This is a genomic window from Nocardia vulneris, from assembly GCF_001613425.1.
Taxonomy (GTDB): Bacteria; Actinomycetota; Actinomycetes; order Mycobacteriales; family Mycobacteriaceae; genus Nocardia; species Nocardia vulneris.
The window spans coordinates 264,537-285,586 of sequence record NZ_BDCI01000001.1 but is presented as its reverse complement, the minus strand read 5'-3'; the positions used below and the strand labels follow the sequence as shown (position 1 = coordinate 285,586).

At 68.3% G+C, this 21,050-nt stretch carries 20 protein-coding genes; 7 read left to right on the top strand and 13 right to left on the bottom strand.

What is annotated here, in order from left to right; translation table 11 throughout:
- Positions 1–50 precede the first annotated feature (50 nt).
- Positions 51–1,172 (bottom strand): esterase/lipase family protein, encoded by a 1,122-nt coding sequence (locus NVU01S_RS01225; RefSeq protein ID WP_043672377.1) that lies wholly within the window; start codon positions 1,170–1,172, stop codon positions 51–53.
- Positions 1,173–1,449: 277 nt separating this feature from the next.
- A complete protein-coding gene (locus NVU01S_RS01220; RefSeq protein WP_244467297.1) occupies positions 1,450–2,655 on the bottom strand; it encodes an esterase/lipase family protein in 1,206 nt (401 codons plus the stop codon).
- A gap of 277 nt (positions 2,656–2,932) precedes the next feature.
- On the opposite strand from NVU01S_RS01220, the gene NVU01S_RS01215 reads away from it, so the two are divergent.
- A complete protein-coding gene (locus NVU01S_RS01215; protein ID WP_043672380.1) occupies positions 2,933–3,943 on the top strand; it encodes an FAS1-like dehydratase domain-containing protein in 1,011 nt (336 codons plus the stop codon).
- 4 nt (positions 3,944–3,947) lie between these two features.
- Here NVU01S_RS01215 and NVU01S_RS01210 read toward each other — a convergent pair whose 3' ends face one another.
- Genes NVU01S_RS01210 through NVU01S_RS01195 form a run of 4 tightly spaced genes read right to left on the bottom strand, consistent with a single transcriptional unit; the run spans position 3,948 to position 8,021 of the window.
- On the bottom strand, positions 3,948–4,970 hold the full coding sequence (locus tag NVU01S_RS01210; protein WP_043672383.1) for an LLM class flavin-dependent oxidoreductase: 1,023 nt from the start codon (positions 4,968–4,970) through the stop codon (positions 3,948–3,950).
- A gap of 37 nt (positions 4,971–5,007) precedes the next feature.
- The gene (locus tag NVU01S_RS01205; RefSeq protein WP_043672385.1) at positions 5,008–6,045 is read right to left on the bottom strand and encodes an alpha/beta hydrolase; all 1,038 of its coding nucleotides are present in this window, start codon (positions 6,043–6,045) and stop codon (positions 5,008–5,010) included.
- Complete coding sequence (locus NVU01S_RS01200; RefSeq protein WP_043672388.1) at positions 6,042–6,992, bottom strand: acyl-ACP desaturase; 951 nt, start codon at positions 6,990–6,992, stop codon at positions 6,042–6,044. Before NVU01S_RS01200 ends, NVU01S_RS01205 begins: the two co-directional genes overlap by 4 nt.
- Positions 6,993–7,049: 57 nt before the next feature.
- Complete coding sequence (locus NVU01S_RS01195; RefSeq protein ID WP_244467298.1) at positions 7,050–8,021, bottom strand: RsbRD N-terminal domain-containing protein; 972 nt, start codon at positions 8,019–8,021, stop codon at positions 7,050–7,052.
- A gap of 535 nt (positions 8,022–8,556) precedes the next feature.
- Between NVU01S_RS01195 and NVU01S_RS01190 the strand changes: the two genes are divergently transcribed.
- On the top strand, positions 8,557–10,104 hold the full coding sequence (locus tag NVU01S_RS01190; protein WP_042255654.1) for an acyl-CoA carboxylase subunit beta: 1,548 nt from the start codon (positions 8,557–8,559) through the stop codon (positions 10,102–10,104).
- A gap of 207 nt (positions 10,105–10,311) precedes the next feature.
- Here NVU01S_RS01190 and NVU01S_RS01185 read toward each other — a convergent pair whose 3' ends face one another.
- The 6 genes from NVU01S_RS01185 to NVU01S_RS01160 all read right to left on the bottom strand — a co-directional run bounded on the left by NVU01S_RS01185 (position 10,312) and on the right by NVU01S_RS01160 (position 16,875).
- Positions 10,312–10,896, bottom strand: coding sequence for an Rv1733c family protein (locus NVU01S_RS01185; protein ID WP_156161620.1), 585 nt, complete (start codon positions 10,894–10,896; stop codon positions 10,312–10,314).
- Complete coding sequence (locus NVU01S_RS01180; protein WP_043672395.1) at positions 10,893–11,537, bottom strand: TetR/AcrR family transcriptional regulator; 645 nt, start codon at positions 11,535–11,537, stop codon at positions 10,893–10,895. Before NVU01S_RS01180 ends, NVU01S_RS01185 begins: the two co-directional genes overlap by 4 nt.
- Positions 11,538–11,595: 58 nt before the next feature.
- The gene (locus tag NVU01S_RS01175; protein WP_043672398.1) at positions 11,596–12,534 is read right to left on the bottom strand and encodes a Sco1979 family transcriptional regulator; all 939 of its coding nucleotides are present in this window, start codon (positions 12,532–12,534) and stop codon (positions 11,596–11,598) included.
- A gap of 134 nt (positions 12,535–12,668) precedes the next feature.
- A complete protein-coding gene (locus tag NVU01S_RS01170) occupies positions 12,669–13,736 on the bottom strand; it encodes a fused (3R)-hydroxyacyl-ACP dehydratase subunits HadA/HadB (protein WP_043672401.1) in 1,068 nt (355 codons plus the stop codon).
- A gap of 214 nt (positions 13,737–13,950) precedes the next feature.
- Positions 13,951–15,405 carry a lipase family protein gene (locus NVU01S_RS01165; protein WP_043672403.1) on the bottom strand — a complete coding sequence of 485 codons (1,455 nt, stop codon included), beginning with the start codon at positions 15,403–15,405 and terminating at the stop codon, positions 13,951–13,953.
- A 228-nt stretch (positions 15,406–15,633) separates the two neighbouring features.
- Positions 15,634–16,875 (bottom strand): lipase family protein, encoded by a 1,242-nt coding sequence (locus tag NVU01S_RS01160; protein WP_167829397.1) that lies wholly within the window; start codon positions 16,873–16,875, stop codon positions 15,634–15,636.
- A gap of 276 nt (positions 16,876–17,151) precedes the next feature.
- Here NVU01S_RS01160 and NVU01S_RS01155 point away from each other — a divergent pair, with 276 nt between their 5' ends.
- The gene (locus NVU01S_RS01155; RefSeq protein ID WP_043672409.1) at positions 17,152–17,394 is read left to right on the top strand and encodes a hypothetical protein; all 243 of its coding nucleotides are present in this window, start codon (positions 17,152–17,154) and stop codon (positions 17,392–17,394) included.
- Between the two features lie 185 nt (positions 17,395–17,579).
- Here the strand turns inward: NVU01S_RS01155 and NVU01S_RS01150 are convergent, their stop codons facing one another.
- Positions 17,580–18,689, bottom strand: coding sequence for a lipase family protein (locus tag NVU01S_RS01150; protein WP_043672412.1), 1,110 nt, complete (start codon positions 18,687–18,689; stop codon positions 17,580–17,582).
- 183 nt (positions 18,690–18,872) lie between these two features.
- On the opposite strand from NVU01S_RS01150, the gene NVU01S_RS01145 reads away from it, so the two are divergent.
- The 4 genes from NVU01S_RS01145 (at position 18,873) to NVU01S_RS01130 (ending at position 20,989) form a co-directional block, all read left to right on the top strand.
- Positions 18,873–19,403, top strand: coding sequence for a DUF2599 domain-containing protein (locus NVU01S_RS01145; protein WP_043672482.1), 531 nt, complete (start codon positions 18,873–18,875; stop codon positions 19,401–19,403).
- A 32-nt stretch (positions 19,404–19,435) separates the two neighbouring features.
- Positions 19,436–20,125, top strand: a complete 690-nt coding sequence (locus NVU01S_RS01140; RefSeq protein ID WP_043672415.1) for an SDR family oxidoreductase — start codon at positions 19,436–19,438, stop codon at positions 20,123–20,125.
- A gap of 34 nt (positions 20,126–20,159) precedes the next feature.
- Positions 20,160–20,462 (top strand): putative quinol monooxygenase, encoded by a 303-nt coding sequence (locus NVU01S_RS01135; protein ID WP_029899627.1) that lies wholly within the window; start codon positions 20,160–20,162, stop codon positions 20,460–20,462.
- A gap of 218 nt (positions 20,463–20,680) precedes the next feature.
- Positions 20,681–20,989 (top strand): hypothetical protein, encoded by a 309-nt coding sequence (locus NVU01S_RS01130; RefSeq protein ID WP_106386981.1) that lies wholly within the window; start codon positions 20,681–20,683, stop codon positions 20,987–20,989.
- The last annotated feature ends 61 nt before the right edge of the window (positions 20,990–21,050 follow it).

The following is a 21,050-nucleotide window of genomic DNA, read 5'->3' as shown; positions in this document are numbered from 1 at the left end:
CGGCGGACCGGAGTCCTGTGCTCGGAGAAGCGATCCCCCGGCGGGTGGGGTCAGAGGCCGCCGCCACCGCCGATCAACCACGGGTTGAAGGTGCAGACGAGATCGGGGTGCCCGGCGGGATCGAGCGCGCGCAACACGATCGAGAGCGCACGCGGCGAATACATGAGCGTCTGGTGATCGGAGAGATCCTGCTCGCAGCCGTCCTGCAGGGTGATGTCGGCGACAGACGCGCCCGCGCCCGGGCGCAGAAAGGTCGACTGATATGGCGTGACGATCTCGTCGTAGCGGGTGCCGACCACGGTGTAGTCGATGCCGGGCACCGTGTCGCCGTCCGCGTTCAGCCGTCCGACGAAGTTCGAACCGACCGTCTGCTGGATCGCGGCGTCGCCCACCACGACACCGGCCGCGCCGATCACGTTCAGGCCGATGTTGTTGATCATCCGGCCGAGCAGGCCGATGCCGTCGAGGGTGGTCCCGTGGTGGGTGCCGCCGAAGCTGACCAGCTGCCCCACCTTGTCCGCGCCACCCTCGAACCTGGTGTACCAGTTCGCCATCGCCGCGCCCTGCGAGTAGCCGACGAGATCGACCTGCGCCGCGCCGGTGGCCGCGCGCACCCGGTCCACGAAACCGGCCAGCTGCCGAGCCGAATCCGCGATGTCACCGGTGCCCATCACGCCGGGCAGCAGCGGCGGCACGCCTCCGCCCTGGATCGGTCCGGAACGGCCGTAGTTGAAGGCGAAGGTGCACAGGCCCGCGTCCTGTAGCGGCCCGCTCATGTACGCGAAGCTGTTGTACGCGTTCATCCAGGTGCCGTGCAGCAGCACGACCGGACGCGGATGTGCCGCGGTCGGCCGGCAATTCCAGTCGTTGCTGCCCGGCGGCGCCGCGTCCGGATGGAACAGGCCGTAACCGAAAGCGGCCAGGAACGAACGCTGTGGCGGACCGTAGCCGACGGTGTCACTGGCGAATCCGCCGGACAGGCCCGAGATGCTGTCGGACGCCGCGATCGCCGCGGGCCGCCCGTCCACCCCGATCAGCTCGGCGAGTCGCGCCGCCACCGACGGATCGGACGGTGCGGCGCTCGCGGCCGGGGCCGCCACCCCGAGCACGAGCATCGCGACACCGACCAACACCGCGGCGATCGGCCACCTACCGGCTGACCTTCGTCTCATCACACGCCTTCCGCTTCGCACACCTTGCCGAGAACTGCCGCACAACAACGCGATCCGGTGCGGGCGGGCCCGGATCCCCTGCACGTGGTCCCGGACCTGCCCGCACCGGATCGGCGCGACTTCGAGCAAAACAGCGCTCGATGGAGACGATGCGACAGCGCGGCCAATGGGCGGTGAATCTCGTTCAGGTGCCCCTACAACGAGTACAGATGCCGCCACAACGAGTACAGACCGAGCGGCGCGTGCGATCGCCGCTCGGTCTCTCACCCGTGCGTTGCTACAGCGATCCGCCGCCGCCGACCACCCACGGGTTGAATGTGCACTCCAGGTTCGGATGACCGACCGGGTCGAGCGCGCGCAGCGCGATGGAGAGGGAGCGCGGCGAATACATCATCGTCAGATGGTCCGAAAGGTCCTGTTCGCAGCCGTCCTGCAGGGTGATGTTCTGCACCGTGGCGCCCGGCCCGGGCTGCAGGAACGTCAGCGGGTACGGGTTGGTGACCTCGTCGTAGCGGGTGCCGACGATCGTGTAGTCGACGCCGGGCACGGTGTCGCCGTTGGCATTGAGCTGGTTGACGAAGTCCGAGCCGATCGTCTGCTGGATACCCGCGTGCCCCACGAAGATCTCGATGAAGCCGAGGATATCGATGCCGAGGTTGTTGATCGCCCGGCCGAGCGCGCCGATGCCGTCGAGCGAGGTGCCGTGGTGGGTGGCGCCGTAGGTGATCAGATTCTTCGTCTTCTCGGCTCCGCCTTCGAACTTGGTGTACCAGTTCGCCATCGAGCCGCCCTGCGAGTGCGCCACGATGTCGACCTCGCCGGCGCCGGTCGCCGCGAGCACCCGGTCGACGAAGACGGCGAGTTGCTTGGCGGAATCCTGGATGTAGCCGGTGCCCATCACGCCGGGCAGCACCGCGCCGAGCCCGCCGCCCTGGATCACACTGGAGCGGCCGTAGTTGAACGTGAAGGTGCAGAAACCCGCGTCCTTGATCGGCTGGCCCATGTACGCGTAGCCGTTGTAGGCGTTCATCCAGGTGCCGTGCAGCAGCACGACCGGTCGCGGATGCGCGGCGGTCGGCTTGCAGTTCCAGTCGTTGGCGCCGGGCGGCGCGGCGTCGGGATTGGCCAGGCCGTAGCCGAAGGCCGCCAGCCAGGAGGTCATCGGCGGTCCATAACCGACGGTGTCACTGGCGTATCCACCCGAGAGCCCCGAACTGCTCCCCGATCCGCCGTAGCAGTTGCCGGAGCCGTTGCCCGACCCCGCGCCACTGCCGGAGTTGCACGCGGAACCGGACGAACTGCCCGAGTCCGCGACCGGCGCGGCCTTGCGGCCCGCCGCGATGTAATCGGCCAGCTCTTGTTCGGTCGGTTGCGCTGTGGGTTCGGCGTTCGCGCCGACACCTCCGACGCCGAGCACGAGCACCGAAACACCCAGCATCACCGCCGCCGCGAACGACGAACGGCCTGAGGTACTTCGCTTCATTGCATACCTTCCTATTTCGAGCAGAAGAGTTCGGACGCGCTGCCGAATTCCGCTCGACAGCGTGGAAACTGCGCCAACGCTAAATCCGCCGGAAAGTGCGACCTAGCTCACGACGGGGTATCTGGACAGCTCACCAATGTCGTTGTCGGGCTTAGGTAAACGGCACAGTTCGCCCGCTCCGGAGCTTTTCCCAAACACAGCGGCCCGCGGATCGTGAATTCTCCAGAAAAGCTGCCGACCAGCAGCTGTCGACCGCGCACGGACCGAGTATGGGCCGATGACCGAGGTGAACACGTGGACGCCGGCCGACCGGCGGTGCCGGGCGACGGCGCCCTATCTGGTCGATGCCGCCCGGATTCGCGAATTCGCCCGGGCCGTCCAGGATTTTCATCCGGCGCACTGGAGTGCCGATGCCGCCGCCGAGCTCGGATTCACCGGCCTGGTCGCCCCCGCGACATTCGCCGGCGCAATTCTCGGTGATGTCCAGAGCGAATTATTGGATGCGGTGCTCGCCGACTATCGGCCGACCCGAATTCTGCACGCGGACCAAGTGTTCGACGCCACGCGGCCACTGGTCGCGGGCGATCGGCTGACCGGCGACCACACCGTCGAATCATTTCGCCAGTTCGCCGATTACGACGTCCTGACGATCAAGAGTGTGCTCACCGACCAATACGGCACACCGGTGCAGACCGGCACCACCTCACTGCTCGCGCATACCGGGGCGAGCGGGCCGCGCCGCGCCGAGCCGGTCCGCGCGATCGGGACGCGTGGGCCGTCCTCATCGCACCCCCGGCACACCGAGCATCGAGCACTCGCACGGCGCGGGGCCACGCCATTTCCACTGCGCCACACTGCGTTCCGTACCTTGACCATCGGCACCGTGCTGCCCGCACAGACGGTTCGGCTCTCCCGTGACGACCTCTTGGACTTCGCCGCGATCGTCGGCGACCGGGCCCCCGACACCCCCGGCACCGCCTCGGCCACGGAGTACACGCTGCCCGCGACCACCGCACCGAGCATGCTGAAACTCGGCCTGGCCGCGGCCTTCGTCAGCTCGCGCCTCGGCCACCCGGCCGCAATCACCCGGCTGCGCGCCCAGTTCGCGCACTACACGCACTATCTGCGGATCGGACCGGCGGCGACCTGCGAGATCGAATTCACCGGCCGGGTCACTGCGGTGGACGCGCGGCGCCGCCGTGCCACCATCGCCATCGACGCCCGATCCCGCGGCCGCACGGTATTCGGCTATGCGGCCGCCGAAGTCGCCTTGCCCCCGCAGGATTGAGCTTTCAGGCGGCCGATTCCGTTCGCGCGGTGGTCAATCCGGCCACCCGCGCCAGCCGCCGGTGCGATTCCAGGCGCGCCGCGCGGTCGAAGGTGCTGGTGTGCACCAGGATCTCGTCGGCGCCGGTGGCGCTCACCCAGTGCTCGAGTTGCTCGGCGACCTCGTCTTCGGTGCCGTGCACGTGCCCGGCCAGCGATTCCTCGAAGATCCGCCGTTCCCGCTCGGTCATGCTCATCGCCTCGATCTCCGCGGGCGGGATCAGAGCCGGAAACTCGCCGCGCGTGCGCGAGTACGCGGCCGACCACGCCTCCGGCAGCAGCAGCCGCCGCGCCTGCGCGGTGGTATCGGCGATCACGACCGAGCCCGAGACCATGACGTACGGCTCGGCGCCCCACGCCGTGGCCTGGAAACCGTCGCGGTACCGGGCGATCGCCTCGATCATCCGATCCGGCCCGCCGACCGCCGCGATCACCAACGGCAACCCGAAACGGGCTGCCCGCTCCGCGCCCGAGCCGGTGGCCAGCAGGAACGCCGGGACCCGCAGACCCTCGGCCGGCCAGCCGTGTACGCCGTCGCGGCCGTGGGTGAAATAGTCCAGCACTTCGGTCAGCTGCGCGTCGAAGTCCTCGGCGTCGCGTTTGTCGTGCCCGAGCGCGCGCCGGACCCCGTCGGTGAAGCCGACCGAGCGGCCCAGACCCATATCGATCCGCCCCGGATACAGCGATTCCAGCACGCCGAACTGTTCGGCGACGATCAACGGCTGATGGTTGGGCAGCATGACCCCGCCGGTGCCGATCCGGATGCGCGCGGTCGCCGCCGCGGCGGCCGCGGCCAGCACCGTCGGCGCCGAGCCGGCGACGCCGGGCACGCCGTGGTGCTCCGATACCCAGAATCGGTGGTAGCCCCATTCCTCCGCGAGCCGCGCGAACTCGATCGTGTCGCGCAGCGCCGCGGGATGGCTCTGGCCGCGCCGGACGCGGGAGCGGTCCAGGATGGAGAACCGGACGGAGGGAAGTGCCGAGGTCATACCTGTCTCAACGCGCGCACCGAGCGGTGATTCCCCGTCACTTCGGCGACGGCAGTTCCAACGCCTCGGCCAATACCCGCCACGCCCGCGGCAGCTGGGCTTCGAAATCAGGCCAGGTGTGCATGCCCTCGGGCGCGTACTCGACGACGGCGGGGATCTTCAGCTCGTGCAGCCGCTCCGCGAAACGTTCGGTGCAGGTGCGCGCCCCCGCTTCCAGCGCGGCGCCACCGCCGGCCAGCCGCAACGCGTCGACGATCGACGGTGACTGCGCGATCGACACCAGGTCGGCGCCGGTCGGCGTGCCGGTGGCGGCCGACAGATAGATCGCGGTGCCGCGCAGCGCCGGCGCGCCGAGCAGACTGTCGTGCGCCGCCCACTCCGGGGAAGTCGGTGGCCCCCAGAGGTTTTCGACATTACCGCCGCGCGAGGCCACGGTGATCGTGGTGACCGCGTGACCGAGCGGGTCGGCGGTGGAATAGCAGCCGCTCATGCCCGCGACGGCGCGGTAGCGGCCCGGATGGCGCTGCGCCAGCATCATCGCCGCCTGCGCCCCCATGGACACGCCCGCGATGGCCCGGCGTCCGTCGGCCTTCAGCAGCGATTCCACGATCGGCGGCAGTTCCTCGGTCAGGAAGGTCTCCCACCGATTGAGTCCGAGCGCGGTGTCGTGGCGGACCCAGTCGCTGTACATGCTGCCGGTACCGCCGCTGGTCAGCACCACGTCCACCGGCTTGTCCGCGAAGAACTGCGCCGCGCCGCCCTTGCTGAGCCAGCCCGAGGTGGTCTCGCCGTCGACGCCGTCGAGCAGGTACAGCGTCGGGCGCGGTGCCGGGCCGGTGCCGCGCAACACGTCCACCTCGATCACCCGGCGCATGGCCGCGGACGCGATCTTCAGGTGGTCCCGCTGCGGTCCGGCGCTCTCGATGGACAGCAGTCCGGTCCGGGTCATCGCGGGATCGATCGCGGGCGGCGGTGCGCTCGGCACGCCGGGCACGTCGTCCGCCTGCGCGGGCACACCGGCCAGCACGGCGATGGCTACCATCGCCGCCGCGGTGATCGGCCCTCGGGTACTCATTGCGCCGCGGCGGCTCGTTCTGCCTGTCTGGCCGCTACTCGATCGCGTTGCTCCTCGAATCGCGTTGCCTGCTGCGCTAATTCGTCGAGGTAGGCCGCCAGCTCGTCGCGTGCCCGTTCACCGTCGCCGGACAGATCGGTGCGTTCGAACACCCGCCACGCCCGTAGCACCGGCTGTACCACGGTGTCCAGGTGCTGGCGGAGGTCGTAGATGCCGTGCTTCGCCAGCACGACCGCGTTGCGGCGGAAGTTCGGCTGGGTCAGGCCCGGCATCTGGAAGCGTGTGACGATATCCGTGACGGCACGCAGCATCTCGTTCGGCAGCAGGTCGAGTGCCGCGGCGCTGATGTTGCGATAAAAGATCATGTGCAGGTTTTCATCGGCGGCAATACGTTGCAGCATACGCTCGGCGACGGGTTCATTGCACGCGATCCCGGTGTTCCGATGGCTGATTCTGGTGGCTAATTCCTGCAGTGTCACATAAGCGACAGAACGTAGAAACTGCGGCCCTTTAACGGGTTTCGCGATTCCCGTCGTCATGTGCGCCATCCTGGCCTGCTCCAGCGCCACCGGGTCCACCGCGCGGGTGACCACCAAATAGTCGCGCATGACTATCGCGTGCCGGTTCTCCTCAGCGGTCCAGCGCCCCACCCAGGTGCCCCAAACGCCGTCGAGCGAGAACGATTCCGAGATCTCCCGGTGATAGGAGGGCAGATTGTCCTCGGTGAGCAGGTTGGTCACCATCGCGATCCGGGCCACCTCGGTGAGCTGCGATTGCTCGGGCGCCCAATCGATTCCGCCGAGCGCGGCGAAATTCCGCCCATCATCCCAGGGCACGTAATCGTGCGGGTGCCACGCCTTCGTTTTGCGCAGATGATCATCGAGCAGGCGCTCGGCGACGGGTTCCAGTTCGCGGAGAATATCCGTATCGGTCAACGCGGTGGTCACTGGCACTCCTCTGCTCGGCGCGGTGCGCACGCCGATTTCGACGATAACGCGGAAATATCAGGCGGAACGGCCTATTTCGTGATCATTGGTGGAGGTGACGACCGGTACCCGGCCCGGCTGTTCGGCATCACAATCCGGCGCGTTCACCGGTTCGCAGACCCGATAGAGACCCGGCGGCCGGCCCGCCGCTCGCATGCGGTCCAGCAGATCGTGGGTATGCGCGGCCAGTTCGGGGATGCACGCGGTCTCGCCCGTGGCCACCACCGCGGTCAGCGACACCTCTGCGGCCTCGCCGAGCAGGGTGAGCACGTCGGCCGTCAGCGCGGGTGCACCGACCCGGGCGTGCGGGGCGTCGACCGGGACCAGGATCGTGCCACCCGCCGCCGAGAGCAGCGGCAAGGCCCGGGAGCCGAGCGGATCGGCCAGCGCCGCCTGCAGCCTGCGCAGTTTGCGCCGCGCGGCCACGGTTCCGGCACCCGGTCTTCGCTCGTCCGGGTGCGCCGGGATGTGCAGCGCCACCACCTGATACCGCGCGGCGATCGCGATCCCGGTCTGCGCCGCCAACTCCCCCAGCGCGTGCCCGCCGAGCAGCGCGGCGACCAAAGTCTGTGCGGCGGTCTGATGTTCGCGGGCAACCAGCCGATGTTCGTCCACGTAGGCGGTCGAGGCGGTGAGCGTGACCATTTCCAGTACCTGCAAGATCAATTGCGCGCCCGCGACCAGCTCGTCGTTCTCGGCGCCGGCCGCGACGAATTCGAGGCCGGAACGGATTTCGTCGTGGTAGGCGCCGAGCACCGTTTCCAGTGCGACACCCTCGCGCGCCGATCGCGTTGCGATGCCCGCGATTTCGGGTGGTTCACCCAGCGCCGCCTGCCACCGTGGCGTCCGCCGCTCCACTGCCGCCACCACACAGCTGCGCGTGGTTCGCGCGACGTCGCCGTGCAGACCACCACCCGTGTGCTGCGCCAAGTAGTCCAGCAGTTTCGACGCGAGACTCTCGGTGCCCGAACTCATCCGCATAGCCGTCATGACTGACAAAGGCTAGCGACGAATCGTGATCGAATCGGGATACGCCGGTGGAATCAGGTAAGTCATCAGCCTCGGCCGCTCGCATTGGGCGAAATCACAAGCCTGCGAGTGATTTTCGACATATTGGTTGCCTCGGTGCGGATTTCTTCTGTTGACCGGCAACACAATACGTTCGCCTCGATATCCGGACGATGCTCGATCCCCCGCGGCACCAGGGTATGACGCAGCGCCGACCGCGCATTCCGGCGCTGCGTCGAGCCCACCCTAGAACCTGGCGCACACCCTGCAAAAGGTGAAGCCACGGCTGTCATGAACACTCATCGCAACCTGCGGCAGCGACTGGTAGTTCGCACAACTCGCGCCGCGCACACAGGTCGCACCGGGACCGGTCGGGCCGGAGCGGGAGCCGGGTAAACCTGTGAACTGTCCCATCGGTAACGACCGACAGGTGTGCAGCGACACGGTCCACGGATACCATCGAGCGCTGCGCCCCCGTCCGGCGACGCGGCAGAGTTTTCGAAGGGCTACACCACATATGAGCGGTACGCGAGACAAGCTGGAAGAGCTGCGGGGGATCCTGGAGCTGGCCGAGGAACCCGCGGGCGAGACCGGCATCGCGAAACGCAAGGCGAAAGGCATACCCAGCGCCCGCGAGCGGGTGCGCGCGCTGCTCGACAAGGGCAGTTTCGTGGAGATGGGCAAGCTGGTCCGGCAGCCGGGCGCGAACAACGCGATGTACGGCGACGGCGTGGTCACCGGTCGCGGCACCATCGACGGACGACCCGTCGTGGTGATCGCGCACGACCAGACCGTGCACGGCGGCTCGGTCGGTGAGATGTTCGGCCGCAAGGTCGCGGCCGCGATGGAGTTCGCCTACGAGAAGGCCTGCCCTGTGGTCGCGATCAACGACTCCGGCGGCGCCCGCATCCAGGACGCCGTGACCTCGCTGGCCTGGTACGCGCTGATGTGCCGGCGCCAGGAGGAGCTGTCCGGGTACGTGCCGATGGTGGCGATCATGCTCGGCAAATGCGCGGCGGGTTCGGTGTACGGCCCGGTCAACATGGACGTGCTGGTGGCCACCGAGAAGTCGTACATGTTCGTCACCGGGCCCGAGGTGATCAAGGCGGTCACCGGCGAGGTGGTCAGCGCCGAGGAACTCGGTGGCGCGGCCGTCCAGGCCGTGAACGGCACGCTGCACCACGTCGCGCCTGATGAGCAGGCCGCGTTCGATTGGGTGCGCAACTATCTGAGCTATCTGCCCACCAGCTGCCTGGAACAGCCGCCGCTGGTGAACCCGGGCCTGGAGCCCGAACTCACCGCGCACGACCTCGAGCTGAACTCGATCATTCCGGACTCGGACAAGGTCGGCTACGACATGCACGAGGTTCTGCTGCGGATGTTCGACGACGGCGAGTTCCACGAGATGGCCGCGGGCACCGCACAGAACCTGATCACCGGCTTCGCCAGGGTCGACGGCCGCAGCGTCGGCGTGATCGCCAACCAGCCGCAGGTGCTCGGCGGCGCGCTGGACGCGCAGTGCTCGGACAAGGCCACCCATTTCATCCGGCTGTGCGACGCCTTCGGGCTGCCGCTGGTGTTCGTCGTCGACACCCCGGGCGTGCTGCCCGGGGTCGAGGAGGAACGCAACGGTGTCATCAAGCGCGGCGGACGGTTCTTCCGCGCGGTGATCGAGGCGACCGTGCCGATCGTGACGGTGGTGACGCGCAAGGCCTACGGCGGCGGCTACGCCGTGATGGGTTGCAAGCAACTCGGCGCCGATATCAGTCTCGCCTGGCCGACGGCGCGGATCGCGGTGATGGGTGCGGAGAGCATGGTCGGCATCATCGGCCGCAAGCAGCTCGAGGCGACCCCGGTCGCGCAGCGCGCCGCCGCGCGCGAGCAGATGATCGACTTCTACAACGCGACCATCGCAACGCCCTGGATCGCCGCCGAGCGCGGGTACGTGGACGCGGTCATCGAACCGGCGCAGACGCGCCTGGAGATTCGCAAGGCGCTGCGGTTGCTGCGGGAGAAGGACACGGCGAAGCCGAATCCGCGCAAGCACAGCCTGATGCCGGTGTGAGTTGACGTGCCCGGTTGTGTTGTCTCACAACACAACCGGGCCTTCCTTGGTCAGATTTCCGGGGATGGTTCGCACGGATTCCGGGGCGGCTGATCACCCTTTAGTGTCTTTCCCGTGCCCGGTCGTCGTTCGCCGCGATGGAACCCGGTACGGCAGCGTGTCCGTCGCCTGCACCCTACCCTCGTCGGCGGGCGCGCTGCACTCTCTTCAGCTGTGGCTACCCCAGCGCAGATCGGCTGTGGCCCATTCCATTTCCCACATCCGCAGGCGCTTGCGATCGAGGCGGTGGCGCAGCCCGAAGTAGCAACCCGCGAGCACCGTCACCGCGCCGAAGAGGGCGCCGCCGGTGAGCAGCACCGCTTTGCTGAGGGCCTGGGTTTCCGACGGCGGCTCGACGATGCGGCCCGCGCCGTTGAGCCAAATGGTCACGTTCTGACCGGGTTCCACGACCGTGGTGGACTGATAGTCCTCGGTGTGCGCGGTCCCGTCGGGGTCGGTCCAGGCCACCTTTGCGGGCATGATCGGCGCGTACAGCGGCGCCTTACCGGTCGCGGTCACCACCGCCTCGACCCGGTGCAGTTCGGCGATTTCCGCTTGCACCGCAGCGGTTTCGGTGCGGTAGACGGTGGCCCCCACGGTCAGCACCAGCAGCGGCACGAGCAGCACGAACAACAGCAGCAATCCGGCGGCGACCCAGGTTTGCACGCGATCTTCTCTGCGGCGCATCGGGTTTCGATCCAGCCCGACGCGGCGGCAGGTCCTGCGGTACATATTCACCGACCCTGTGGTCATGACGGTGACTCCTCGTTCCGGAATTCGGTGGTGAGTGCGACCAGGGTGTCGAAGTACCCGTCGATCAGGTCGGGCAAACGATCCGGATCGTCGCCGGCGGCCCAGGTCTGCAATGCCGCCATCAACAAGCCCGCGCCCGCGGCGACCGCGGCGGCCGGACGCAGGTCGAGCACCGGGTCGACACCGAGCCGTCCGGCGATGATCCGCACCGATTCTCGCTGACCCTCGACCCGGATTCGCTGATATCCGGCAAACAATTCGGGCTCGTCTTCGAATCGCTGGAATAACGTCCACCGCCTGGCCAGCCGGACCGACCGCGCGCCGCCGTATTCGGCGTCGAACCAGTCGTGCACGGCGTTGCGATAGGCGGCCAACGGCGACTCGCCGAGCGGCCGACGGCAGAGCGCCTCGTTGAACATGTGCACGTCTTGGTCGACCTCGCCCAGCACCGCCTCGGTGATGGAGGCGAAATGCCGGCTGAAGGTGCGCCGGGTGACACCCGCCCGTACCGCGATGTCCTCGACGGCGACCGCGTCCAGACCCCGCTCGGTCAACAGGTCGAACGCGGCGCGCGTCAGCGCTTCCCGGCTGCGCCGGGTACGCAGCCTACGGCCATCGAGATCGACACCGGTGTCGCTCATACCCGCAGCTTACCACCTTATTGTCCCGCCGAGACAATACTTCGCGGTCGATTGCGGATCAGGCCGGACCGGCGGGCTGATCGAGAATCCGCGGCTGCCGCCTGCGCAGCGCCTCCAGCAGGCCGACGGTGTACTCCGGCGGCGCGGCATGCACCGAAAGTTGGTTCGCCACAGCGCGATACGCGTCCAGGTCGACCTGCTTCTCCAGATACAGCGCGCTGGTGAGCTGCTGCAGATAGACGATGTCGGGCAGATCCGATTCGGCGAAGCGCAGCATGGTGAACGCGCCCTCGGCGAGCGCCGGGCCGCCGACATGGTCGGCCAGCACCTGCAGGGTGACATTCGGCCGGGTCACCGCGCGCAGCAGGTGCTCGATCTGGGCGTTCCACACCGCGGAACCGCCGATCGGGCGGCGCAGCGCCGCCTCCTCCACGACCACCCAGAGCTGCGGCGGGTGCTTGCGATCCAAGATCTCCTGCCGGCCCATGCGCAGCGCGACCCGTCGTTCGATCGCGGCCTGCGGCTCGCCCGAATGCGCCAGCGAGAGCAGCGCACGCGCGTATTCCGGTGTCTGCAACAGTTCCGGCACGGCCCGCGGTTCGTACGAACGGACCAGTGTCGCCGCCTGTTCCAAACCCAGGTAGGTGTCGTACCACTTGGGCAGCCAGTCACTGTCGCGATGCCACCAGCCCGACGCGTTCGCCTGCCGCGCGAGTTCCAGGTATTCATCGATTTCCGTCGGATCGGTGACCTGGTAGAGGTTCAGCAGATCGATCAGATCCCGTTCCCGGAAGCCGGTGCGGCCGAGTTCGAGCCTGCTGATCTTCGAATGCGAACCGCGGATCGCCTCGCCCGCGTCCTCCCGGCTGATGCCGGCCGTCTCGCGGAGTTTGCGCAGCCGACCGCCGAGCACCATGCGCAAAACGGTCGGTCCGCCCGCCGGCGTCGCGCCGGCGCGCGACGTCTCGGTCGACTGTCGTACCTCCGCAGCACGCATTCACCGAGTCTGCCATGTGAAGCTTGTCAGTTTCTACTGACCGAAGACCCTGGCGCTACTACGGCGAGTCGTGCTCGATGTGCGACGGATACGCTGCGTCCGATCCGACCGCGGTCCGATCCGGTCGCGCGCGCTCAGCGTAGCGCGACGTCGGCTGTCGCACGACCGAACAGCTTCCGGCCGTCACACGTGGCGGTGAGCGCGACGGTTGCCGTGCGCTGTGCGGCGTCGAGATCTTTGATCTTGCCGCGGAATTCGAGCACACTCGCCTTGGTCGCCGCGACGGGCGCGAACCCCGCGAACCGCACGCCGTATCCGGTGACGGCGGCCGGGTCGCCCAGCCACGAGGTGAGGTATCCGGCGCCGAGTCCCATCGTCAGCAGGCCGTGCGCCACCACGTCGGGCAGCCCCGCGCTGCGCGCGACCTCGTCGCTGAAGTGGATCGGATTCGAATCACCGGACACGCCTGCGTAATTCACCAGATCGCCGCGCGAGAGCAGCACCGCCCGGGGCGGCAGTGCCATGCCCACCGCGAGGTCCTCGAAGCGGGGCACGGTGTGCGGGGTCCTGGCGCGATCGCGCGGATCGGCCACGGGCGGTTCGTCGAAGCATTCGACGATGCCGGATTCCTCGCCCAGGCTCGCCCGCCGCGCGGCCGCGTCCAGTCGATCGGCCCCGGACTGGCCGGTCATGATGACGCCGTCGACGGCGGAGCGCAGCTCGGTGGCGATCGCTACGCCGGTCTGCGCCACGGCGGTCGAGGTCGCGGTCTGCAGCAGTTCCTTGTGCTGGTTGGTGAGCACGTTCTTGGTCACCATGAAGTCTTTGTCGCCGAACTGCCGGAACGACTCGATATACGACACGCACTCGAGCCGGTCACCCGCCAGCACCGGCCGATGCACCTGGATCGCCTGCTCGGTCTGCAGTACCTGGCCGATGTCGTAGGCGGTCAGGACGGACTCGAACATCTTGCGCTGCATCAACATCAGCATGATCGAGGTGAAGGTCATCGGCGCGAGCAGGCCGTCGTAGCCGAGTTCGGCGGCGGCCTCCTCGTGCCAGTGCGCCGGATGCTGTTCCTGGACCGCCCGCGCGAACTCGCGGATCTTCTCGCGCCCCACCTCGTAGTGCTCGGTCATCCGGTAGTGGCGGCCCACCAGGGCCTGTGCCTGTTCCGACGCGGTGATCGTGATGTCGTTCATGTGCCTCTTTCGCGAATCCGAAGCGTCTAGCTCGCCCGGACCGGCCAACACTACCGAAACCGCGGCCGAGTCGCACAGCGCGGGCGGTGGGTCCGAGCGCCACCCGATCGCCCTCGTGGGATGTGAGTCGTCCGTCATACATCGCGGCCGCGGCCGTGATCTGTAACAAAACCGTTCAGGGGGCTGGACAGCCCACCATTACCGCGGCAAACGCTCAGCACTCGTTCGGGGCGTCGACACCTTGGAGCCGTTGATCCAGCCAGTGCATCGCCTCCGGGTAGCCGAGCCCGGCCGCGATGATGTGTTCGCCCGGCACGCTCCGATACACCGCGGGCACGCCGAGCGCGCACTGCTCGCGGTAGAGATTGCGCGCTCCCTCGGCGGGGATCCAGAACTCTTGTTCCCCGTTGTAGATGTAGAGCGGTGTCGCCGAAGGCATCCCGGGCATCCTCGTCACCTGGTAGATCTCGGTCGCCAGCGCGGAATGCAACGGATCGGGGATGTTCGCGGCGATGTCGATCGGCAGCATCAGCACACCGATCGCCCCGTACGTGCTGCCGCAGGCGTTCTTCAGCGGCGAGGTCGCCACCCATTGCGCCAGGTTGTTCATCCTGGTCAGGATTTCCGGTCGTTCCCGGCCGATCCCGAACACCGCGGCCATGAACACCGCCGAAGCGAGATTGCCGTTCATGCTGCGCGCGAGGATCTCATAATCGGCGGGCACCCCGCCGAGTGCCGCGCCGACGATGCGGCCGGTCAGCTCCGGCGCGTACTGCGCGATCAGCTTCACCGCGCCGTGTGTCGCGATGGCGCCGCCCGAATAGCCGGTCAGGCCGAACCGGCTGGCGCCGAACTCGTCCGGCAGCAGCGCACGCACCGCGCGGATCGCGTCCAGCACGGCATGGCCCGCGGTGACCGGCTCGGCGTAGGCCATCCACGGACCCTCGTGATCCGGGATGAGCACCGCGTAGCCGCGCAGCGCTGCGACGTGGGTGGTGGGCGGAATGAAATCGGTGACGCTGGTTTCCGAGTTCAGGCCATGGGCCAGCGTGTATCCGGGCGTGCAGACCCGGCCCAGCGCGTCGATCGGCAGGTTGTTCACCACCACGGGCCGCGGGCCCGGACCGGGCCACGCCGCCGCGGGCACCACGAGGGTCGCGGTCGCGAAGGAGGGATGGCCGTTGGCGTCGGTGGTCCGGTACTTCAGCAGCTGCGCGCGCTGGATCGGCAGCACCAGCAGGGGTGCGGTGGTCGCGGTGACATCCCTGGCCTCGATGACCTCGCCGAGCGCGAGGTCCGCCAGGTTCGCCGGCCATGCGTCGAAGATCGGGTCGCCCACGTTCTCCGGCCGCACCGCGGCCCGCAACGCGAGCACCGGTGCCGGCGCACCGGTCGCCTCCCACACCGGCGACGGTTCGATCGGCGCGGCCGCGATCGGCGGCGGCGGAATCACCTGATCGATCAATTCGTGCAGGGGCGCAGGCGCGTTCGGCGGTGGCACGTCGGGCAGCGGCACGTCCAGAAGCTGCGGGAAGAGTTCGGGCAGGGAGGGCAACTGCGGCAACGCGGGCAGACCGGGTGGGGCAGGCGGCGGCTCGGCGGCCGCCTGCCCCGTCATGGCCGGATACATCAGCAGCAGTGCCACGGCAATGGCAGAAAAGCATCTCATGGCACACGCCTTCGGGTGCGAACATCGGGTTACCCTGGCGCCCGGAGATGCGACCTGCGGCCCTCGGAAAGTCCCCTTTGCTACCGAGGCCAGATGGTCAGGCTAACCCGCCCGGTCGGCGCGGTTCCCGCAATGCGGCCGAGTCGTAGGAGACACGTGGCCGAACCGCAACAACCGAGCCGAAGACCCGTTCCGGCACGGGCGTTCGGCTCGGTCGCGGTCGTTCGTTCAGCAGTTGCTCGGGGCCCGCTCCCCGCGGAAGCGCGCGTCCAGCCAGCCCAGTGCCGCCGGGATGCCGAGCACCGCCGCGGTCAGGTGATCGGGCACCGGAATCTGCTCGGACTGCACGGTGGCACCCGCTGCACACCAGCGCCGGTCGGTGTTCACCACCGCGTCCACCGGGATCAGGCCGTCGATCGGCGAATGCCACTCGAACACCGGCGTTTTCGGCACGCCGTCGTAGAGTTCCAGGCTGTTCTCCTCGACCACGCCGCGCGCGGTGCTGTCGTTGATCATCGAGGTGGTCTTCGCGAAATCGAGCGCGCCGCGACCGGCACCCGCTGCCAAGATGTCGTTGGTGCAACTGTTCGCGATCTGCGCGCGAGCGGCGAGGCCCCGTTCGTTCAGCTGGTCACTGAGCGGAAAGCGGTCCGGGTATTCGCGTTCCAACCCCAGCCCCGCCGCCAGTGCCAGGCCGAACACCGGATGCGAACTGAGCCCGAGCGCTTCGAGCATCTTGACCAGATTCATCGGCACGCCGCCCATCGCGGCGCCGGCCAACTCGAGCTCCGGCGCGTACTTCGGCGCCAGCGCGGCCGCCCACGCGGTGGCCATGCCACCGCCGGAATAACCGACCAGCGCGGTCCTGCTGTGCCGCACACCGAGTTCGGCGACCTGTTTGACGGCACGGATGCCGTCCAGGGTGATCTGCCCACCGAGTTTCGCGGCGCCGTAGGCGAAGTTCGGACCGAGATGGTCCGGCAGCGCGACGGTCCAGCCGCGCTGCAGCAGCACATTCCAGCCCGGCGCCTCCCGCACGACCAGGTTCGGGTCCCCGGTGTAGAGGACCTTCGACACCGAGCACTCGGCGCCGAGCCCGTTGATGATGTGCTGGAACGACAGCAGCGGGCCGTCCGGTACGTGGGCACGCGGCGTGAGCACGGTGGTGGTCGCGGCGATGGGCTTGCCCTCGGAACTGGTGGAACGGAACCGCACCAGGGTCACCGTGGTGTCGGGGAAGATCGGCAGCGGCGGCATCGGCTTGGTGGCGAGCACCTCGCCCGGCTGCCGGTCCGCGATATCCGCCGGTGTCGCGTAGAAGGGATCGGGATCGGGGGCGGGATAGAGCGGCGCGCTGTGGCCCGCGCCCGCCATGGTCGCCACCAACATCACACCGGCCGCCATGGCGCCGAATGCGCGGCCGAGTCGAGTGCGGGACGCTCCCCCCGCAGAACGTGGGGCCTGGCTCATCGATCGGTACCTCTCGAATGGTCCAACGTTGCGATCATCCTCGACAATTTCTCCGGCGAGCGGCACCGGCTGCGGAGATCGTGTTGATAATTCACAAGTGTGGAGCGACCGGTCTGTGACGTGGCGGCGCATTCGCTCGTGACGAAGCCTCACCGACCCCTACCGGCCCTGTGACATGTCCAGCCAATAAGACGGAACATGTTCTAAGCCATGGTGTCCCCTTACCTTCACACGTACCGGTGCGGTTACGCGGCCGGCGGGAAAGGAGACGGTGGCATGGACGGCACTGCACACAGACTCGCTTACGACACGCACGCCGAGGAGGCGCCGACTCGGCGGGTCACCGTCTACTTCGACGGACCGACCCCCGACGACGCGCTGATTCTCGAATACGCCGCGAGCAACACCGAAGCCTGGGAGTTCACCTCGGCCGCCCTGCATGCCGGACTCACCGTCACCGTGGACGGCAAGGTCCGTCCCGGATTACGCCGACTGCCCTGCCGATCCCTGTGGCACTGAATATCTTCCGCTCCGAAACGGCCGGAAATTCGCCATTCTCAACATATTCTGCGCATTAGCACGGCGTGCATCGGTGCATCGCGCGCACTTATTCCTCACATTTCCGTGAATTCCGAACATCGAAACACGCTCCGACCGCGCTCGAGTTCGAGTTCGAGCGCGGTTGTTGCCTACGGTGCGGATCGTCAGGCCGGATCGAGGACGCGATGCAGGAACGCCAGCGAATCGGGCAGCGAAGTCCGGGCCGCGCCGAGATGGTCGCCGGGATAGACGTGGGTCTCCAGGTCGGTGCCGGACAGCGCCAGCTCGGCGATCAGCTTCGCGGTCAGCGGCGCGGGCACCTCCATATCGGTCAGCCCCTGGCCGATGAAGAGCGGGACGGTGTAGCCCGAGGTCGGGATCTGCAACATGGCCCGGGCCGCGGACCACAGCGCCGGATCGTCGAGCGTTTTGGCCAGCATCGCGCCGATCGGCACCTCGGCCAGCCGTGCGTTGGCGTCGGTGATGCATTCGGTCTCCACCACCCGCAAAGCCGCCAGACCGGTCGGTGTCAGATAGCTGTCGACATCGAGTTCCGGTGCGCTGGCGCGCAATCCGGCCAGCAGCATCGCCACATAGGCGGGCGTCTTCTCCAACGGCAGGCGCGGAATCCACGGTCCCGCGATCGCGATCGCCAGCTCGAGATTCGACGGCGGCCCGGTGGCCGCGGCACCGCGCAGCTGCAGTTCCGGCGCGTCGGCCGGCGCGAGCGCGGCGGTGAACAGCGCCGCCTGCGCACCCTGCGATTGGCCGAGCGTCGCCCATTTGGTGCCGAGCTCGGGCCGGATCGATTTCGCGGCGTGGACCGCATCGATCACGCTGCGCGCCTGCGACGGTCCGTCCAAGTAGGGATGCGTGCCAGGCGTACCGAGCCCGACATAGTCCGTGATCACTACCGCGTAGCCGGCACGCAGCAGCTCGGGGTACAACGTGTCGAGATAGTAGGGCCGGGGTTCCAGGGTGAACGCGCACTGGTCGGCGATACCCGTGGTGCCGTGCGCGTAGGCGACGATCGGCCAACCGCCCGGCGGCGGCGGTCCCGGTGGCAGGTAGACCACCCCGGTGCTCTCCATCGGTCCGCGCGGCCCGCGCGACCAGTAGGTCAACCGTTGCGCGGTCGCCGCGCCGTCCACTCGAAATCGCCCGGTGAGTTCCGTCAGCGTCGTCACCGTTCCCGGTGCCTCGCCTGCCCCCGCCGTCGCCGGCGTTGCCAGCGCGACCGCCACCGAGACCACGACTCCAACCGCCCCAGCCATGATCCGTGTACACATCATCGACCGACTATCCCCACCCGGCCGAGCGACGGCAAGCCACCACAATCAGTGGCCTGAGCGGGGCCTCGAGCTCGGCGACTGTCGAAGGTACCGGGTGGTCGCTAGGCTCAGGTGGTCAGATCCACGGACGCGACGGCACTCGGCGCCGCCGCGGAAGGAGCCCGAATGGAGTGCCCGGACCGGTCGGTTCGCGTCCACCGGCACAGCGACCCGGCACGTCGGGCCCGTGCCCTCGCGCTCGTCTGCGGCGCACTGCTGCCGGTCCTCGCAGGCTGCGGCTCCGACAGCCCGGCGTCGATATCGCTTACCGCCACAACGACTCCCTCGGCCCGCACGCCGAGCCCGCCCCGCACGGCCGCCGCGACGCCGACCATCGATCCCTATGCCGGGCTGCCGCTGATCGACCGCCTCCTGTGGACCGACACCATCGACGGCGCCCGGCTGCTCGTCTTTCCCACCGACGCCGGACGCAAGACCACCGCCACCGACGCCGAGGCCCGGGCCTGGCAGGAGGTGCTTGCCCGCTCGCCCGAAGCGGGTACTCCCGGAATGGACGACCAGTTCCGCTGCCATTGGATCTGGGCCCGCCTGATCCAGCCGGACAAGCCCAGCTGGAATTTGGAACCGTGGCGCCCGGCGGTCGGCTACCAGGCCACCGTGGACGCCCAGTGCAACCCGGGCGGCCCCGAACGCTGAGGCGGACCGCTCGCTACCGAAAGGACGCAGGCATGCGCGTTGTCATCGCAGGGGGACACGGCAAGATCGCCCTGTTGCTCGCCCGGCTGCTCACCAGCCGAGGCGACGAGGTCGCGGCCCTGATCCGCAAGCCGGACCAGGCCGACGACATCATCGCGACCGGCGCCGAACCCGTCCTGCTCGACCTGGAGCGGGCCGCGCCCGACGATCTGCTGGCCGTCGTGAATGGTTCGGACGCAGCGGTTTTCGCGGCGGGCGCCGGGCCGGGCAGCGGCGCGGCGCGCAAGTACGCGGTGGACCGGGACGGCTCGGTCCGGCTCGCCGAGACCGCCGAACGCGCCGGCACCCGGCGGTTCGTGCAGATCTCCAGCATGGGTGCCGGCCAACCACCGGCGGCCGGCACCGACGACGTCTGGGCGGCCTATATCGACGCGAAGACACAGGCCGAGGACGACCTGCGCGGGCGCGAGCTGGAGTGGACGATCCTGCGCCCGGGCCGCCTCGTCGACACGGCCGGTAACGGATTGGTCACGCTGGCCGGACCGCCGGTTCCCCGCGCCGATATCCCCAGAGCCGATGTCGCGCAGGTCATCGCCGCGTTACTGCCCGCGACGCACACCGCGGGCGCGACGCTCGAACTCGTCGCGGGCAACACGCCAGTTGACCGCGCGGTGGCCGCACTCGCCGGCGGCGCGAACGGTGGTGCCGCCCTTACCGATTGACGTTGCAGTCGACGTTCTCGATAGGAGAGGAACTGTGTTCAGCCGCATCGTGTCCATGAAGATCCGGGAGGGCGCACGCGCCGACTTCCTCGACGCCATCTCGCGCAGTGCCGTGTCGTCGGTCCGCGACGAGCCGGGCTGCCTGCGCTTCGATGTCTGCGCCGACCGCCTCGACCCGCACCGCTTCTTCCTCTACCAGCTCTACACCGACGACGAAGCCGCCGAAGCGCACCGTTTCACCGAGCATTTCCTGGCCATGCGCGCCGCGGCCGATCGTTTCGTGGAGCCCGGTACGCAGATCGACTACAGCACCGATGTCGTTTTCGGCGCGAGCTGATCAATTCCGCGTAACCGCCGCTTCAGCAAACTTTCAGACGCCAATCATGCACGTGCGCTTGCAAATCGATCGTGCAGATGTACTTGCATATGAAAGGTACAGCGACCTAAACTCAGTCCCGCAACGCTTTACAGGGGACAACCAGGGGAGGCCGCATGGGCGAGCCGAAGGCCGAAGTCGCCGTGGGTCCGCTGCCGCCAAACGTCAGGGGCGTTCGAATGAACCAACCACTTTCCGGCGTCCGGTTCGGCATAGCCGATGTCGCACTGGTCGACCAGCCAGCGAACGGTACAGAAATGATGAGCACACCGTCGGCCCGGAGCGGCCACAGGAACAGCGCATACTCCCGGGAGACCGCCGTCGCGTTCGTCATCGACGCCGTCGAGTCCACCGGCGCGGCCACCCGGCACGATTTCGATATCGACCGGATCGTCACCACCGCGCACGATGTCGTCGACGACTGGGATTTCCACACCATGCAGCCCGCGACGTTCTGGCGGATCGCGTCCAGCTTCATCCGGCAGTAGCTCCACCGGGCGGCTCGGCGCGTCACGCCTGCCGAAATGCCTTGTCCCGCAAGCCCTGAGC